This is a genomic window from Citrobacter sp. GW821-FHT02E08 (genome assembly GCF_059421685.1).
The window spans coordinates 203,744-220,336 of record NZ_JBWKVL010000002.1 but is presented as its reverse complement, the minus strand read 5'-3'; the positions used below and the strand labels follow the sequence as shown (position 1 = coordinate 220,336).

15 protein-coding genes, 1 tRNA gene and 1 pseudogene are annotated in these 16,593 nt (G+C 52.0%); 10 read left to right on the top strand and 7 right to left on the bottom strand.

Annotated elements, in window-relative coordinates; genetic code table 11:
• Positions 1 to 455 precede the first annotated feature (455 nt).
• From fimA to sfmF, 6 genes are all read left to right on the top strand, one after another.
• Positions 456 to 1,010: a type 1 fimbrial major subunit FimA gene (fimA, locus tag AC07UY_RS03330; protein ID WP_203358598.1), complete on the top strand. Its 555-nt coding sequence runs from the start codon at positions 456 to 458 to the stop codon at positions 1,008 to 1,010.
• Positions 1,011 to 1,085: 75 nt separating this feature from the next.
• Positions 1,086 to 1,619, top strand: coding sequence for a type 1 fimbrial protein subunit FimI (gene fimI, locus AC07UY_RS03325; protein WP_203358597.1), 534 nt, complete (start codon positions 1,086 to 1,088; stop codon positions 1,617 to 1,619).
• Between the two features lie 44 nt (positions 1,620 to 1,663).
• Complete coding sequence (gene fimC / locus AC07UY_RS03320; protein WP_494700744.1) at positions 1,664 to 2,356, top strand: type 1 fimbria chaperone FimC; 693 nt, start codon at positions 1,664 to 1,666, stop codon at positions 2,354 to 2,356.
• 14 nt (positions 2,357 to 2,370) lie between these two features.
• Positions 2,371 to 4,983 (top strand): fimbrial biogenesis usher protein, encoded by a 2,613-nt coding sequence (locus tag AC07UY_RS03315; protein WP_494700800.1) that lies wholly within the window; start codon positions 2,371 to 2,373, stop codon positions 4,981 to 4,983.
• 13 nt (positions 4,984 to 4,996) lie between these two features.
• Positions 4,997 to 6,004: a type 1 fimbria D-mannose specific adhesin FimH gene (gene fimH, locus AC07UY_RS03310; protein ID WP_203358595.1), complete on the top strand. Its 1,008-nt coding sequence runs from the start codon at positions 4,997 to 4,999 to the stop codon at positions 6,002 to 6,004.
• A gap of 9 nt (positions 6,005 to 6,013) precedes the next feature.
• The gene (gene sfmF, locus AC07UY_RS03305) at positions 6,014 to 6,532 is read left to right on the top strand and encodes a fimbria assembly protein (RefSeq protein ID WP_494700745.1); all 519 of its coding nucleotides are present in this window, start codon (positions 6,014 to 6,016) and stop codon (positions 6,530 to 6,532) included.
• Positions 6,533 to 6,580: 48 nt separating this feature from the next.
• Here sfmF and fimZ read toward each other — a convergent pair whose 3' ends face one another.
• The 4 genes from fimZ to fimW form a co-directional block, all read right to left on the bottom strand.
• Positions 6,581 to 7,213 (bottom strand): fimbria biosynthesis transcriptional regulator FimZ, encoded by a 633-nt coding sequence (gene fimZ, locus AC07UY_RS03300; protein WP_203358593.1) that lies wholly within the window; start codon positions 7,211 to 7,213, stop codon positions 6,581 to 6,583.
• Positions 7,214 to 7,816: 603 nt separating this feature from the next.
• A complete protein-coding gene (gene fimY / locus AC07UY_RS03295; RefSeq protein WP_494700746.1) occupies positions 7,817 to 8,527 on the bottom strand; it encodes a fimbria biosynthesis regulator FimY in 711 nt (236 codons plus the stop codon).
• Positions 8,528 to 8,545: 18 nt separating this feature from the next.
• On the bottom strand, positions 8,546 to 9,271 hold the full coding sequence (locus AC07UY_RS03290) for an EAL domain-containing protein (RefSeq protein WP_494700747.1): 726 nt from the start codon (positions 9,269 to 9,271) through the stop codon (positions 8,546 to 8,548).
• A gap of 177 nt (positions 9,272 to 9,448) precedes the next feature.
• Entirely contained in the window at positions 9,449 to 10,042 is a 594-nt protein-coding gene (gene fimW, locus AC07UY_RS03285; RefSeq protein ID WP_494659548.1) for a fimbria biosynthesis transcriptional regulator FimW, read from the bottom strand.
• Positions 10,043 to 10,296: 254 nt separating this feature from the next.
• Here fimW and AC07UY_RS03280 point away from each other — a divergent pair.
• Positions 10,297 to 10,373 (top strand) — tRNA-Arg (locus AC07UY_RS03280).
• Positions 10,374 to 10,468: 95 nt separating this feature from the next.
• Here the strand turns inward: AC07UY_RS03280 and AC07UY_RS03275 are convergent.
• A pseudogene (locus tag AC07UY_RS03275) lies at positions 10,469 to 10,618 on the bottom strand (DUF4942 domain-containing protein); the annotation flags it as partial.
• Between the two features lie 264 nt (positions 10,619 to 10,882).
• On the opposite strand from AC07UY_RS03275, the gene AC07UY_RS03270 reads away from it, so the two are divergent.
• Genes AC07UY_RS03270 through AC07UY_RS03260 form a run of 3 tightly spaced genes read left to right on the top strand, consistent with a single transcriptional unit; the run spans position 10,883 to position 13,465 of the window.
• Positions 10,883 to 11,347 carry a MarR family transcriptional regulator gene (locus tag AC07UY_RS03270; RefSeq protein WP_494659287.1) on the top strand — a complete coding sequence of 155 codons (465 nt, stop codon included), beginning with the start codon at positions 10,883 to 10,885 and terminating at the stop codon, positions 11,345 to 11,347.
• The gene (locus tag AC07UY_RS03265; RefSeq protein WP_276292508.1) at positions 11,344 to 12,411 is read left to right on the top strand and encodes an HlyD family secretion protein; all 1,068 of its coding nucleotides are present in this window, start codon (positions 11,344 to 11,346) and stop codon (positions 12,409 to 12,411) included. The genes AC07UY_RS03270 and AC07UY_RS03265 overlap by 4 nt, the downstream gene beginning before the upstream one ends.
• Complete coding sequence (locus AC07UY_RS03260; protein WP_276292507.1) at positions 12,401 to 13,465, top strand: DUF2955 domain-containing protein; 1,065 nt, start codon at positions 12,401 to 12,403, stop codon at positions 13,463 to 13,465. Before AC07UY_RS03265 ends, AC07UY_RS03260 begins: the two co-directional genes overlap by 11 nt.
• A 261-nt stretch (positions 13,466 to 13,726) precedes the next feature.
• Here AC07UY_RS03260 and AC07UY_RS03255 read toward each other — a convergent pair whose 3' ends face one another.
• Positions 13,727 to 14,797: an ABC transporter ATP-binding protein gene (locus AC07UY_RS03255; protein ID WP_494700748.1), complete on the bottom strand. Its 1,071-nt coding sequence runs from the start codon at positions 14,795 to 14,797 to the stop codon at positions 13,727 to 13,729.
• On the bottom strand, positions 14,790 to 16,559 hold the full coding sequence (locus AC07UY_RS03250; RefSeq protein WP_494659288.1) for an ABC transporter permease: 1,770 nt from the start codon (positions 16,557 to 16,559) through the stop codon (positions 14,790 to 14,792). The genes AC07UY_RS03255 and AC07UY_RS03250 overlap by 8 nt, the downstream gene beginning before the upstream one ends.
• Positions 16,560 to 16,593: the final 34 nt, after the last annotated feature.

Below are 16,593 nucleotides of genomic sequence, written 5' to 3'. Positions count from 1 at the left end.
TCACGTTGTGGCCCAGTTTCAGGGGAAATGGCGGTGCATTTTTGTACGCAGGCTAATTAAATTTAACCTTGTCGAAACAATTCATCACCCTGGCATTTTGCGAATGAATCCCCCAAAAACCAGACTGTTATCTGCTCCAGAACCCTTATTTATATAAAAACATCCTGGAATGGTCCTATATCCCAATAAGAATTGGCTTAGGTCAATAAAAGGGTTTGCGGGTATTTTTCATTTATTGAAATGTTTAATTTATCGCTGTGACGAATTGTCATATTCGTAAAGATTAATTAGTGAATCTGCTACTCAGGAGAGTTGGAGGAAAGATTAGCTAATTCTCTTTCGGAATATATCTTTACAGGATGCAGAGATAATTTGCCTGACATTTTATGTCGATATTGATTCAAACGGATCCCGCAGGAAGCCGGAACCGAATGTGTGTAATGCAAGGGAAACCCATGAAACTTAAATTAATGACCTCTTCTGTTATTGCTGGCCTGATGCTCGTTGCGGGCTCCGCTGTTGCGGCAGATCCGGTGAGCGTCAGCGGCGGCACCGTTCACTTTGAAGGTGAACTGGTCAATGCGGCATGTGCCGTTAGCACTCAGTCTGCGGATCAGGTAGTGACGCTGGGCCAGTACCGTACAGCCAGCTTTGCCGCAGTGGGTGACACCACGGCACAGATCCCGTTCAGCATTGTCCTGAATGACTGTGATCCCAGCGTAGCGGCGACCGCTGCGGTTGCGTTCTCCGGTCAAAGCGACCTGAGCAACGATGCCCTGCTGGCGGTTTCCTCCTCCGATAACAGCACAACGGCAGGCGGTGTGGGTATCGAAATTCTGGACAGCAAATCGTCTGCGTTGAAGCCGGATGGCGCGACGTTCTCAACGGCTCAGGCGCTGGTAGAAGGCACGAACACCCTGCGTTTCTCTGCACGCTATAAAGCCACCGCAGCAAGCGCAACGCCGGGTCAGGCTAATGCTGATGCCACCTTCATCATGAAGTACGAGTAAGCGTTCAGGTTTGAGCAAGGATGACGCGTGCCTCAATGGATGAGGCAACACCGGGGATGATAAGGGATGTGGTTGATGATGAGGAAAGGCGTGGCGTTGGCGGGAGTGCTCTGCGCGATGTCTGTCAGTGCGCATACGGTAATACTGGAGAGCGGACGTCTCCATTTGCGCGGAAAACTGGTGAACGGTGCCTGCACGGTCGCCTCGGAAAGTGAGGATTTACGTGTGCAAATGGGGCAATACCGCACGAATGCATTTGCGGGCCCCGGCAGTTTCGCCCCTGTCAGTGTGCCTTTCTCGTTACGTTTAACGTCATGCAGTTCAGATGTTTATGACCACGTCGGCATTGCGTTTTCAGGCGTAACGCCAGTGGAAGACCCGCAGGTATTCCTTGCCAGCAGCGACGCCGGTTCTGCATCCGGAATCGGCCTTGCCTTATTTGATGAGCAACAACGGCAAATTATACCGAACGCCTTGCCGCTCCATTACGCCCCTATTTTAACGCAAGAGATGACTTTCCATTTCACTGCTCGCTATCGGGCAATCTCGGAAAATATGACGCCGGGAAGTATTCATTCAGATGTGTGGTTTACGCTGGTTTACCCCTGATTTATTTCCGCGACGCTAATAAAACGCAAAAGGTATTTTTTGCCATGCTTACATTCATTAAATCAGGCCTTATTATTTTTATTGCCTTAATTTCCTCGTTTAGCGCACAGGCCGCGGGAGGCATCGCATTAGGTGCGACGCGTGTTATTTATCCGGCGGATGCGAAACAAACGTCGTTAGCCATTAGCAATAGCGACAGCAAAGAACGTTATCTGGTCAATTCCTGGGTTGAGAACAGCGCGGGTGTCAAAGAAAAAACGTTTGTTGTCACGCCGCCTCTTTTTGTCAGCGAACCCAAAAGTGAAAACGCGCTGCGTATCATCTACGCCGGACAACCGCTGCCGACTGACCGCGAATCGCTGTTCTGGATGAATGTGAAAGCGATACCGTCGGTGGATAAAACCAATCTCGAAGGGAAGAACGTCCTGCAACTGGCGATTTTGTCGCGCATTAAGCTGTTTGTTCGCCCGGGCAATCTGCCGCAGATCTCAGAAGAAGCGCCAGGTCTGCTGCAATTCTCCCGTAGCGGCAACCACCTGAAAATCGCCAACCCATCTGCCTATTACCTCACGCTGGTCAACCTGAAAGTGGGAAGCCAAAAAGTGGATAACGTCATGGTGGCGCCGAAAAGTGACACCCAGATCCTGTTGCCTGGCGGCGCGCAGGGAAACGTGACGTTCCAGACGGTCAATGATTATGGCGCAGTGACCCCGGCCAAAACGGTTAGCCTGCGCTGAACCGTGAGAAAATGATGAAGAAGAAAACGTATATTCCCGGCCTGCTTCCGGGGTTTACGCCACATCTGACGGGGGTGGCGCTGTCGACGCTGGCGGCACTCTATCCCTCCTTAAGTCAGGGGGAAAGTTACTTTAACCCGGCTTTTTTATCATCGGATGCGGCATCCGTGGCGGATTTGTCACGCTTTGAGAAAGGCAATCATCAGCCTCCCGGCGTTTACCGTGTCGATATCTGGCGCAATGACGAATTTGTCGCCACCCAGGATATTCGCTTTGAAACGACAACGGTGAAGACCGGTGAAAAGTCGGGAGGGTTAATGCCCTGCTTTAACCTGGAGTGGGTTAAGCGCCTGGGGATTAACACCGCCGCGTTTCCTGCGTTGAGTCAGGAAAAGGACAACGCCTGCATCAATTTACCGGAGGCGATACCGGGCACGGAAATCGCCTTCGATTTTGCTACCCTGCGACTCAACGTGAGCCTGCCGCAGGCATCAATGCTCAATAGCGCGCGCGGATACATCCCACCGGAAGAGTGGGATGAGGGTATCCCCGCGGCGTTGATCAACTACAGCTTTACCGGCAGCCGCGGAAACGACAGCGACAGCTATTTTTTAAGCCTGATGAGCGGTCTCAATTACGGTCCCTGGCGGCTGCGCAATAACGGCGCATGGAGTTACAACAAAGGCGACGGATACCACTCACAGAGCTGGAAAAACATCGGCACCTGGCTGCAACGCGCCATCATTCCCCTCAAGGGAGAACTGGTGATGGGCGACAGCAATACGGGCAACGACGTGTTCGACAGCGTGGGCTTTCGCGGGGCGCGGCTCTACTCTTCCGACAATATGTATCCCGATAGCCTGCAAGGTTACGCCCCGACTGTCAGAGGGATCGCCCGCACGCCCGCAAAACTGACCATTCGCCAGAATGGGTACGTGATTTATCAGAGTTATGTTTCGCCAGGCGCGTTTGCCATTACCGACCTTAACCCGACCTCTTCAAGCGGCGACCTTGAGGTGACGGTAGATGAAAAAGACGGCAGTCAGCAGCGCTACACCGTGCCGTATTCCACCGTGCCGCTTCTGCAGCGTGAAGGGCGAATCAAATATGATCTGGTGGCCGGGGATTATCGTAGCGGCAATAGCCAGCAATCGTCGCCGTTCTTTTTTCAGGGCACCGTCATCGCCGGGTTGCCAGAAGGTTTCACCGCCTATGGCGGGACGCAGCTGGCGTCGCGCTATAGCGCCATGGTGCTGGGCGCCGGGCGAAATCTGGGCGACTGGGGGGCAGTGTCTGTCGACGTCACCCATGCGCGCAGCCAACTGGCGGATGACAGTACGCACGAAGGGCAGTCGCTGCGTTTTCTGTACGCCAAATCGCTCAATAATTTCGGCACGAACTTCCAGTTGCTGGGCTATCGCTATTCCACCCGGGGGTTTTACACCCTTGATGATGTGGCGTACCGCAGCATGGAAGGTTACGAATATGAATATGACAGTGAAGGCAATCGCCATGAAGTGCCGGTGGTGCAGAGCTATCACAATCTGAGCTACAGCAAAAAAGGGCGTTTTCAGGTCAATATTTCACAGAATCTGGGGGATTACGGCTCGCTGTATGTTTCTGGCAGCCAGCAAACTTACTGGAATACGTCGGAAGCCAACAGCTGGTATCAGCTTGGCTATGCCAGTGGCTGGCAGGGAATAAGCTATTCCCTCTCGTGGTCGTGGAACGAATCCGTCGGCATTTCCGGCACCGACCGTATTCTGGCGTTCAACATGTCTGTTCCGTTTAGCGTCCTCACCGGACGGCGTTACTCGCGTGATAACGCGCTGGATCGTACCTACGCCACCTTCAACGGCAGTCGCAACAGCGATGGACAGAACAGCTGGCAAACCGGTGTCGGCGGTACATTGCTGGAGGGACGCAACCTGAGCTACAGCGTGAACCAGGGACGCAGCAGCACCAACGGTTACAGCGGTAGCGCCAGTGCGAACTGGCAAGCCGCTTATGGCACGCTCGGGGTGGGCTACAACTACGATCGCGACCAGCATGATTACAACTGGCAGCTTTCTGGCGGCATGGTCGGGCATGCCGACGGCATTACCCTCAGTCAGCCACTGGGCGACACCAACGTACTGATTAAAGCGCCAGGGGCGGAAGGGGTGCACATCGAAAACCAGACCGGGATACAGACCGACTGGCGTGGCTACGCGGTGATGCCCTATGCCACGGTGTACCGCTATAACCGTGTGGCGCTGGATACTAACTCCATGAATAACCACACCGACGTGGAAAACAACGTCAGCAGCGTGGTACCGACGCAAGGGGCGCTGGTCCGTGCGGCGTTTGAAACGCGCATTGGCGTACGCGCGATGATCACGGTGAAACAGGGGGACCGGCCTGTTCCATTTGGCTCCGTTGTCCGTGAGACCGCCAGTGGCGTTACCAGCATGGTCGGCGACGACGGGCAAATCTACCTGAGCGGATTACCGCTGAGCGGTGACCTGCTTATTCAATGGGGGGAGGGGGCAAACTCACGCTGCGTGGCGCACTACGCCTTACCGGAAGAGAGCCTGAAACAAGCGGTCACGCTGAGCAATGCGACCTGTGAACGCCCGTCGCCATGAAAGGAAAAAGAAGATGAAACGACATACAGGATTACTGCTGGGTGGCGCGGCGTTGTTGCTGGCAAACCCGGCATTGGCGACGGTTTGTTATAACTCAAACGGTACGCCGACAGATGTTTTTTACGATCTGTCGAATGTCTTTACCAGCAGTAATAACCAGGTGGGGCAAGTGGTGACGCTACCGGAAAAGTCAGGTTGGGTTGGCGTGAATGCCACCTGTCCTGCCGGGACCACGGTGAACTATACCTACCGCAGCTATGTGAGCGAACTCCCTGTACAAAGCACGGAAGGCGGATTTCAGTATCTGAAACTCAATGACTACCTGCTGGGGGCCATGAGTATTACAGACAGCTATGCGGGGCTGTTTTATCCGCCCCGCAGCTATATCCGTATGGGGACGCATCCTAACGTTTCAAAACAGAAACCTTTTGGGGTGATGGATTCAAAGCTTATCTTCAAACTGAAGGTGATTCGTCCCTTTATCAATATGGTGCCGATTCCCCGTCAGACCATGTTCACGGTCTATGTGACGACCAGCAACGGCGATGCGCTGAGTACGCCGGTTTACACCATCAGCTACAGCGGCAAAGTGGAAGTGCCGCAAAGCTGCAAAGTGAATGCCGGAGAAGTGGTGGAGTTTGATTTCGGCGATATTGGCGCGGCGTTGTTTAGCAAAGCGGGTGCGGGGAATCGTCCGGAGGGGATCACGCCGCAAACGAAAACGATCGCCATTAAATGCACCAATGTGGCGGCGCAAGCCTATTTATCCATGCGCCTGGAAGCGGAGAAAGTGTCGGGGAAAGCGATGGTCTCTGATAATCCTGACTTAGGGTTTATCGTGTCGGATGGCAGCGGCGTACCGCTGACCCCCAACGATCTGGCGAGCAAAATTCCGTTTCGCCTTGATGATAATGCTCAGGCGAATGTCGGGATCCGCGCGTGGCCAGTGAGCGTGACCGGAAGTAAGCCCACGGAAGGTCCCTTCACCGCGCGAGGGTATCTGCGCGTGGATTATGACTAAGGAGAACGCATGATGATCCGGCTCTTTTGTGTCATGGTGTGTAGCGCGCTGATCAGTCCGTTTTGCCTGGCAGAGTCATCGCTGGGGGAGATCAACATTGAACTGCGCGGGAATGTGGTGGATTTTACCTGCGCGGTCATTGCCGGTGACAGCAATAAAACGGTTGAGCTCGGCAGCTGGCCGACGAAACAGCTGCGCACAACGGGGGACACGACACAGCCGGTCCCCTTTAGCTTAAAACTGGAAGGTTGTCCGCCCGGTTCCGCCTCAATGACGTTTTCTGGAACGCCCGCGCCGGGAACGTCGCTGTTGGCTCTGGACGATGCGGTGATGGCGCAGAAGGTGGCGATTGAAATTCGCGACAGCGGTAGAGCCCGGCTGCCGCTTGAGCAAGCCAGTCAGCCCGTCAGTATTGATGAAAACGGCAATGCGACGCTGACCTTTTTTGCCAATTACATCGCATTAGCCGACGGCGTTCAGCCAGGCAGGGCAAAGGCAGATGCGACATTTATGATTAACTACAACTGAGGTAACGCGTTCTCAGCACTCCCGAACGATGTCTCGCCGGGAGTGTCATTACAAGAGTTCGTGTACTTTCGCGTAATCAATAAGCTCCACTATCGTGTTCAGACCGAGCTTAGAAAAAATGTTGGCTTTGTGAGCGCTGATGGTTTTGTTGCTGAGTAAGAGCTGCTCGGCGATTTCTTTATTTGATAATCCGTTTGCCAGATAACGTAAAACCGTGACCTCTCGGTTTGAGAGCGGCATATCATTTAGCTCTCCTTTTCGCATGTTAATATTGCTGATGAAATTAAGTGTATCCGAAGGGAAAAAGGAATATCCCGCGAGGATCATTTTTACCGCATTATAAATGTCGTTCAGATCTTTTCTTTTGCTGACAAAACCATTCGCGCCAGCCCGGATTGCCCGACCTGCATAAAAAGACTCCGATTTTGACGATAAAAACAAAACCCGCGTGTTTTCCTGTATCGATTTGATCCTCTTTAGCAGCGTAAAGCCGTCCGTACCAGGCAGTTCGATGTCCAGAATAACGAGATCCACGGGGTAAGTGCGCAGATAATCGATCGCTGTGCGATTGTCATCGGTTTTCAGGACAACCTGGATATTGTTATTTTTTTCGAGAAGCACTTCTATCGACATTCTGACAATAGGGTGCTCGTCCATAATAATAACGGATGCTGGTTTCATTGTTGTATGCCTCAGACTGTTCGTGCGTCTTGCATTTGTAGGTAAATGGGACGTCGTAGATATTGTCAAATAGCCAGAAACTCTCCCCATGAAATAAGATCATGGCAAATGCAATGACATCCCTGTTAGCTGGCTATTTTGCGTAAGAGCAATGAGTGTGTGGAATATCCATTTCGCACCAACAAAAGAAATTTAATTTTTAACCAAAGAACAGGAATGATTATACCTGGTCTGTTTTTTCGGAAAAGGCTTATAGAACGGTCATCGCCCCAGTCAGTTACAATATTCTGCACGATTTAGGCAGCTTAACAGTCGCTGGAATTATTGTCTTAAGGTTTGCCTTATCGTGGGTTAAAGTGTTTTTTTAAATGTAAAAAACAAAACAAAAAACCAATTGTTTAACGTGTGTTATGTGTGATTATGCTGTTTTTTCAGAAGGTAAAATAAAAAACCCCTATAAATTAAGCGTTTTTCGAATATTGCTGGCGTAGGAGAATACCAGGAATAGTTGTAAATATTAATTTTTTGTGAAAAATTTACATTTAGTCCGTATGTAAAATAAGTAATTTCTTAAAAATTCTTACGGCATAGTGGCTTAGGGTGTTAAATTAAGTGAAGAGAAGTAATGCTGAGACGATGAATCAGATGCAGTAAACTTTGGCGATGGGGAAGTTCTAGCCGTGCCGTCAGGCGATTAATTCGATAGATTACCCGATGGTATGGCGTATTTTGCAAACGGGCGATTGTCTTTAATGTAACACCTTGCGATAAGGCCGAAATTATCGCCCAGTCGGTGTGGCTGAAGATGTCTGGCTGGAGAGAACCTTCTGGCGGGGATAATAATGCCTTGCGCAGAGAGGGGAGATCCTGACGGCGGGGCAGGATCTGAAAATTCCCGGCCATTCGCATAAACTGAACCAGGCTGGCGTCTTTGCCAGAAACCAGAAGATAGATGTGAATCTCGTTTCGCTCGCGAATAAGCAGGCGTAAACGCTCGAGCGTTTCATAGCAGGAAATCGCCAGCCCTTCCATATCGATCACCAGTTGGCGAAGGTGTGATCCTTCAGGTCTAAGCGAAGGGGAATCGAGCGTGCTGAATACTGCAGTGCGTTTACCGGAAAAGAGATAGCGGTTGAGCGTATAGCCCAGATAGCGATCGGTCGTCACAATCGCTTGTGAGAAGGCGCTGTCCGGCAACGCATAATTGAGTCTTTGATCCAGATATTCAATCTGGTCAACGACCTGTTGTGTTGTCCGGGAGGGATTGCGTGTGCAACTGGCGTTCCTTAAACGACGATGCCGTTCTCTGCGCATCCTTTCTTTTTCCGTTTTTTACTTTCTATCCGGCAAAAGCGCTGGCCATAAATATCCCTGACCCAGGTCTGCGCCAGAGCGATAGGCAATTTCCTTTTGCTGATGATTTTCAATACCTTCAATCAGTACAGCCGTTGCAATGTTATACCCCATAAGGACAACCTGATGCAGTTTATGAGGGGATGCGCTCAGCGCCCAGAACGCATTCTTATCCAGTTTTATGCCGCTCAGACGCCAGTTTGCGGCAGCAAATGTTGCGATTAATGACTCATCGACATCATCCAGCCACACCGGGATACCATTTGCTTCAATATGCTGAACTTTTTCATATAGCAGAGATCGTTGTGACAAATTGAGGGTGAAAAATGTTTCCGGGTCCTGGATTTCAATAATCACATTCGGCGGGTAGAGTGCCATTGCCAAATTAAACAAATCCCAATGCAGCAGCGCATTCATCGGGAGATTAAGGAAATACCAACGGTCCTGGGGATAATGCGCAATAGCGGTGAGTTGCTGGAAAAAATGCGCCAGCAGACGTTCAGGCGGAAGTTCGCCAAAAAAATGTTCAGCATTCCCGGGGGGATGAAGTTGTGTTAACACTTCATAGCCGAACGTTTGTGCAGAAGACAGATTAACAATCGGTTCTAGCTTTAACCTAAATTCGGAGTGAAGGGCACGACCTGTATTGGTGGGAAAAGCAGTATAGCCGAAATTACTGTCCTGTATTGACGGGCTCTTTGCCACAAAGCAGCTCCTGTAAACAGAGTCAACGCCGCTGGATATCTCCGGCTCCTGAATATTTCAGTACATTGAAATATTTCCAGTGCGTTAGTGTGGCAGCATCAAAAGCGCATCTGTAGGCGAGACTACTTAATTATTGATGAGACATTTCGCAACATGCTAAGAAAAACGGCCAGGTGTCTACTCCTGCAGAAAATCTAAATTGACTCTAATGTAGTGCAGAAATTGTTGGTCGTTTTTAAGATGCAGTTTTTTCATAATGCGATGGCGAATAGATTTGGCTTGATGTTCGCTCAGCGAGAGGCGTTCTGCGCTTTCTGCTAAGGGATAGCCTTGAGCGAGAAGTTTTAATAACTGGCGTTCTAAAATAGAAAAGTGGCGAGTAGTACAGTAATGACAGATTGCCGGGGGAACACGATGACGGAGCGCGCGTTTTTGCAGAATAAGGACCATTTTGCGGGTGATCTCCTCCACATCATCTTCACGATAAATATGCGGAAGCATGTAGAGACAGGGCCTGAACATCAATTTTTCTTTTTCATTTTTGTTGCAAATAATGATCCTTTGCTGATGTCGTGTATGCACCGGAACCTGATAGCAACCTGCACTAAACCAGTCTTCATCAAGTGATACGAAGGCGATTTCCGCAGTATCCAGAAAGCCGACAGGGAGAAACTGAATTTCCTGATGCCACTGTTCAGCCAGACGGGTAATAATGATTTTCAGACCATGTTCGAAGTGACTATTTTGTTCCTTGATAGCGACACTCAGCATAGAAAACATCCAAAACAGCAGAGAGGGTAGGCCAAATATTAATTAAATTTATTAATTTTAAAATACTTTATATCCTTAAATCCCTCTTTACAGGGGCTGAGATCTTACCAGGTGATTTCCTGGAACCCTGGAAATGACAAGAAAGTAGAGACATTCGTACACTTCATCAGCAACCAGAACGAAAGCCATTGACTCGGCAGGTGCTGACCGTATAATTCACGCGTTTCACCCGCATGAAGTCACAACTTCACAATGCGCCCTTAGCTCAGTCGGATAGAGCAACGGCCTTCTAAGCCGTGGGTCGCAGGTTCGAATCCTGCAGGGCGCACCATTAAACTCAATGAATTACGTAAATCCCTTCACTAAAAGCCACATATCCAAAAAGTTTATGTAACGGCTGGTGTAAGTCAATTTTCTCAACGCCAATCAACGATAGCGTGGATTAGCCAGCATTCCCGGATAGTGTTTAGCGATCATATCGTTCATCTTCTCAATCAGTTCCGGACGTTTAAAAGTTAAGTGTGCTGTCCCCTTCTGAAAGTCACGAATGCTAAAGAACCCCTCTTCGTAAATATTTGTGGCCCATCGGCCAGAGACGATTGCCTCCGCCAGTTGGGTGATGCTGCGTCACAGCTATGACGTGATAAACCCCGGCTCCCTGCCGGGGCTGCGACGCGTTCAGGTGGCGTGATGCGTTGTCAATTTACAGAGGCCGGGCGATAGCGCATCCAGCCTCTTTTGTATTCACTAAATTTATCGATTCATGCTTAGGGATACTTTGTTTCTTGATACTTATCTTGATAAGTATTATTTTCTAACCTGCTATCAGGGGGAAGAAATATGACTGAAGATGAACTTTTTGCCCGCCGCCCGATGGGGATGCGCATGGCAATGGTGGTGCGCCAGTGGCGTGCCATTATTGATGGTGCTATCACCGGTACCGGCCTGACACAGTCAAGCTGGACGGTTCTAATGCAACTGCATCAGTTGGGGGACAACGTCTCGGTCAGTGAGCTGGCGGAAGCGCAGGGTATTGAACTGCCGCCGCTGATGCGTACCCTCACGCAACTGGAAAAACAGGGCTATCTGGTGCGTTCAACATCGCCTTATGACAAACGCATCCGTCAGCTGACGCTTACCACGCAAGGTCGCTCAAAGCTGGAAGAACTAAACCGGGTGATTGAGGCCTGTCAACATAGTGTCACCTGCACCATTCCTGAGGTAGAGCTCGCTTCGTTCAGCGCAACGTTAAATCAAATCGCCTCCAATTTGCGGACAATCCGCGAAGAAGACAATCAACTATGATGACCCCAGAACAAAAATTTGCCCGTTGGGTAAGGGTGAGTATTGCCGCTTTCCTGGTAATATTCGCCTGGTTTATCGTTGCCGATATCTGGATCCCGCTGACGCCGGACTCTACGGTGATGCGAGTGGTAACGCCTGTCTCCTCGCGCGTTTCCGGCTATGTCTCACAGGTTTATGTGCACAACAATAGCCAGGTGAAGAAGGGTGACCTGCTGTACGAGCTGGATCCAGCGCCGTTTATCAATAAGGTTGAGGCTGCGCAGATTGCTTTTGAGCAGGCGAAGCTGAGCAACCAACAGCTGGATGCGCAGCTCGCTTCTGCACGTGCCAACCTGCGCACTGCGCAATTCACCGCCCGAAATGATAAGACGACCTTTGATCGCTATCAGCGATTAAGCACCATGCAGAATGTGTCGCAGTCGGATCTCGACAAGGTGCGCACCACCTGGCAGACCAGCGAGCAGTCGGTTGCGGCACTCAATGCCAGTATCCAGAATCTGCTGATTCAGCGTGGTGAGCGCGACAACAACCGCAACGTAACGCTGCAAAAATATCGTAACGCGCTGGAAGAAGCTCAGTTGAATCTCAACTGGAGCAAAGTGCATGCGGAGACCGACGGTACGGTGAGTAACCTCCAGCTTAGCCCCGGACTTTACGCCACCGCCGCTACGCCGGTGTTAGCGCTGGTCAGCCACCAGACGGATATAGTGGCTGATTTTCGCGAGAAAAGCTTGCGCCATACCCGCGTAGATACCGATGCAGACGTGGTCTTTGACGCCATGCCGGGCAAGGTTTTCTCCGCGCGGGTGGCCAGCAGGGATGCCGGTATTCTGGCCGGCCAGGAACAGGTCAACGGCCAGCTGTCGCAGCCGGAACAGTCCACCCGCTGGGTGCGCGATGCTCAGCGTATGCGTATTCACGTAGCGCTGAACGAACCGCTCGATACACCGCTCCCGACCGGCGCGCGTGCTACTGTGCAGCTTTACAACAGCGAAGGGATGTTTGCCCGCACCTTTGCCGGGGCACAGATCCACCTGGTAAGCTGGCTTCACTATGTCTATTAATACGCTGGCCCATGCATTTACCCCGCATGGGAACATTGTCTACACCCCCAATGATTTTCGCCAGACCCTGCGCATCTCCGTTGCCGGGACGATAGCACTGAGCATCTCGACGTTCTACAACGTCCAGTACGGCGTGTTCTTTGTGGTTTATCCGCTGATGCTGCTGTCGCTGGTGCCGGTATTCAACCGCCATGTCGCAAGACAGTTTGTTTTCAGCGCAGCGGTGAACTGCGTCGAAATGGTACTAATCGTCGGCTATCTTTCACAGTGGCCGCTGATTATGACGCTGGTGGTGTTTGGACTGTATGTGATGCGTTTTCGTTTTATGAGTAAAGGACCGCTGTTTCTGCTCGGCTCGATGGGCGTGGTGTGTCAAAGCACGATGCTCAATTTTATGAGCTATCCCACCACGAACTGGCATACGCTGGTGTTCTCCAATATGGAAGCTTGCGTGATGGCGGTGGCGCTGAGCGCGCTGTTGCACTATTTGATTCCGGATGTAGAGCCGCGACAGCCACCGCCGCGTATTGAGAAAGATGCCGCCCGGGTTCGTCATGAGTCGCTGCTCTCTGGTACGGTGGCAACCATGATCTTTGTGATTTTCCAGATTTGCGATCTGAGCGATTCCCTGTCGGCGCTGATGGCGGGAATTTTGATCCTCTTTCCGATGCACTATCGCGGCGCAGTGATAAGCTCAGTCTGGCGCGTGGTCGGTGTGGTGCTGGCCTGCTTTTATATTCTGCTGGTGCAGTTGCTTATTTATGATTTCAGTAACCATATGGTGCTGATGATGCCGCTTATCGGTCTTGGGCTGGCCTTCAGTGCCCGACTGCATGTGATGGAGAAAGTCGGCGCAGGCGTTGGCTTTGCCAGCATCACCACTATCGGCATTATGTTCGGTCAGAACCTGCACCCGGATCAGGACCTGGTGTTCAGCGATCTGTACCGCATCACCTCGGTGACCGTCGCGTTAGTGGCAACATTAACGATGGTGTTTCTGGTGCACCGGATTTTGAATTGCCTTGCGGCGACACGCTTTGTGATTACCGAGTGATGAGGGGATTACCGTGCCGGATGGCGGCGCAAACGCCGCTCTGATCTCGTCTTCCGGCAAATTAATGCCGATAAATACCCGTGTGCTGTGTGGTCGTGATCTCAAAAAGTGCATGGCGCTAAAATGGGTCAATTTACATACCTGCCTCTACCCGCATCAAGTCGTACCTGTTGGTCTATGTGCGGGTACATCCCCGTTCAATAAAAACGTGCCCCATCGCCAGCAATGTCAGGGAGCGGCAAATACCGCTCCCTTGCGGTATCAGGATTTCGGGAAGATCCAGACATGTTTTTCCGGCAACGCCAGGTGGCAGTGCTGCGGATCGCGAACCTCATTGCCATAGGCCCGGATGACAAAATCATCCCCTGAGGTGCGGAAAAGATATTCCCAGCGATCGCCAAGGTACATGCTGGTGAGCAGAGGCAGCTCAAGCTGATTTTCGCCAGGACCGTCGACTAACGCGACACGCTCTACACGAATCACCGCCGTACCGGGTTGACCCACTTGCACACCTTCACCCGCGTGTCCCCATAATGTCCAGTCGGACCCTTCAATGCGCGCTCTGCCGTCACGGAGTTCAGTGATTTTGCCGTGCAGGCGGTTATTGCTGCCCATGAATTCCGCCGTAAATAACGTTTTCGGGTTACCGTACATCTCCTGCGGCGTACCCTGCTGTTCAATCTTGCCGTTATTAAGCAGCAGGATCCGGTCAGAAATGGACATCGCTTCGTTTTGGTCGTGCGTCACCATCAGCGCTGATAAGCCCAGATTGATGATCAGTTCACGCAGGAATACGCGGGCCTCTTCCCGCAGTTTGGCATCCAGATTCGACAGCGGTTCATCGAGCAGGATGACGGGGGGGTTGTAGACCAGTGCCCGGCCAATGGCGACACGCTGCTGTTGACCACCGGAAAGCTGATGCGGATGACGTTTACCCAGATGACCGAGACCCAGCTGATCCAGGACATCCTGAACCCGCTGGGTGATCTCTTTTGCGGCAACTTTGCGAAGCTTCAACGGATATGCCACGTTCTCAAAAACGGTCTTATGGGGCCACAGCGCATAGGACTGGAATACCAGCCCAAGATTACGCTCTTCAGCAGGGATCTCGCTGCGCGGCGTGCCGTCGTAAACTTTGTTTTTACCAATGACAATTGCGCCCTGGGTGGGTTTTTCCAGCCCGGCGACCGCCCGCAGCAACGTCGTTTTGCCGCTGCCTGAAGGGCCGAGCAAAGAGACAACCTCGCCGCGCTTCAGGTTCATGGACACCCCTTTTAACACCGGATTGTCGCCGTAAGTTAAGTGCAGGTTCTCGACCGATAATTCAATCATGTAATTTGACTCCAAAGCGAAGGGCAATACCCAGACCTACCACCACCAGCAGGATGTTAATAAAGGAGAGCGCCGCCACGATATCAATCGCGCCCGCCGCCCACAGAGAAACCAGCATTGAGCCAATGGTTTCCGTGCCTGGCGAAAGCAGGTATACACCGGTTGAATATTCACGCTCGAAGATCAGGAACATCAGTAGCCACGAGCCGATAAGACCGTAGCGCGATAATGGGATCGTCACATGACGGGTAATTTGCCCGCGTGTGGCGCCGGTGCTGCGTGCGGCCTCTTCAAGCTCTGGCCCCACTTGCAGTAGGGTTGAGGAGATCAGTCGAAGCCCGTATGCCATCCACACCACGGTATACGCCAGCCAAACGCTGAAAATGGTACTGCGAATCCCACGAAGCCAGACAATCAGGTTATCGCGCAGCCACTGCGACCACGGCATACCGGAAAGCCAGCCGGATTTCAGGGCGTTATCGAGCCACATCGGCAGGAACAGAAACACCCACAGAAATGCCAGGCCCGCGAGAAGACCGGGTACTGCGCGTGGCACCAGTACGCTGTAATCCAAAAATCGGGTGGTGCTGTCGGGTTTACGGTGCATGGCGATGCCGACAAACAGATAACAGGCAACCGCCAGCGCGCCGCCAACCACGCCGATGGACATGGAGTTCACAATGGCGCGCAGCAGGTTGGGCTGTGACCAGATAGTGCGGAAGGTGCTGAGTGAGAGTTCATCCCACAGGGATACCCCAACGCCCCAGTTGGAGATAAAGGCGCGCAGCACGACCCCCAGCAACGGAACGCCGATGGTCACGGTCAGCCAGAACGCCACGACGCCACCGGCAACCCAGCGCCATTTCCCCAGGGGTAACGCGCGCGCCTGGGAGGCTTTGCCTTTCATGGTGACAAAGCGGTTGGCGGTGCGCATCAGGCGACGCTGTAGCATGACCAACGGAACAGTAATGCAAATCAACACCACCGCCACGGCGGCCATCAGGTGATAAGACGGCGTGCCGAGTTTATTGGTCAATTGATACAAATAGGTCGCCAGCACCATATTGCCTTCCGGATCGCCCAGCACCAGCATCAGACCAAACACTTCCAGCCCGAGGAAAAACAGTAGCACGGTCGCGTACAGAATCGACGGGCGAACCATCGGCAGACTGACTGACGTCATCACCTGAAGCGGCGATGCGCCTGTAATACGCGCGGCTTCCTCAACATCGGAACCCACGCTGCGCAATGCCGAGGAGATATAAAGATAGGCGTGGGGGACATGCGTCAGACCCGCAATCACCACGATGCTCGACATGTCGTAGATATTCCACGGCACAAAGCCAATCAGCGACTGCGCCCATAAAGAGAGGAATCCCACCGGTCCGGCCGCCACCACATAACCAAATCCCAGCACCATAGGAGAAACAAAAATCGGTACCAGAATCAGCGGTTCAATGAGACGTCGACCGGGCAAATCGGTGCGTACCATCAGAAAGGCCAGCACGCCGCCGAGCGGAATAGCGATGGCCACCAGGCCGAAGGCGAGAATAAAGCCGCTTTTGAGGGCTTTATAGAAATCAGGATCGGTGAAAATGAAGCCAAAGGATTCAAGGCTCCAGGCTTTTGTCGGGGAAAAGAAGGGGGCCGACAAGAAACTCTGTATCATAATGAACGACAGTGGAATATAGATAACCAATGCCGTTATCAGTACCACCGCGCCACGCGGCAGACTTTGCCACTTTCTGTGTATTGCATTCATAGTGTATCCCTGGTTCCGAAACCCAGAATAACGA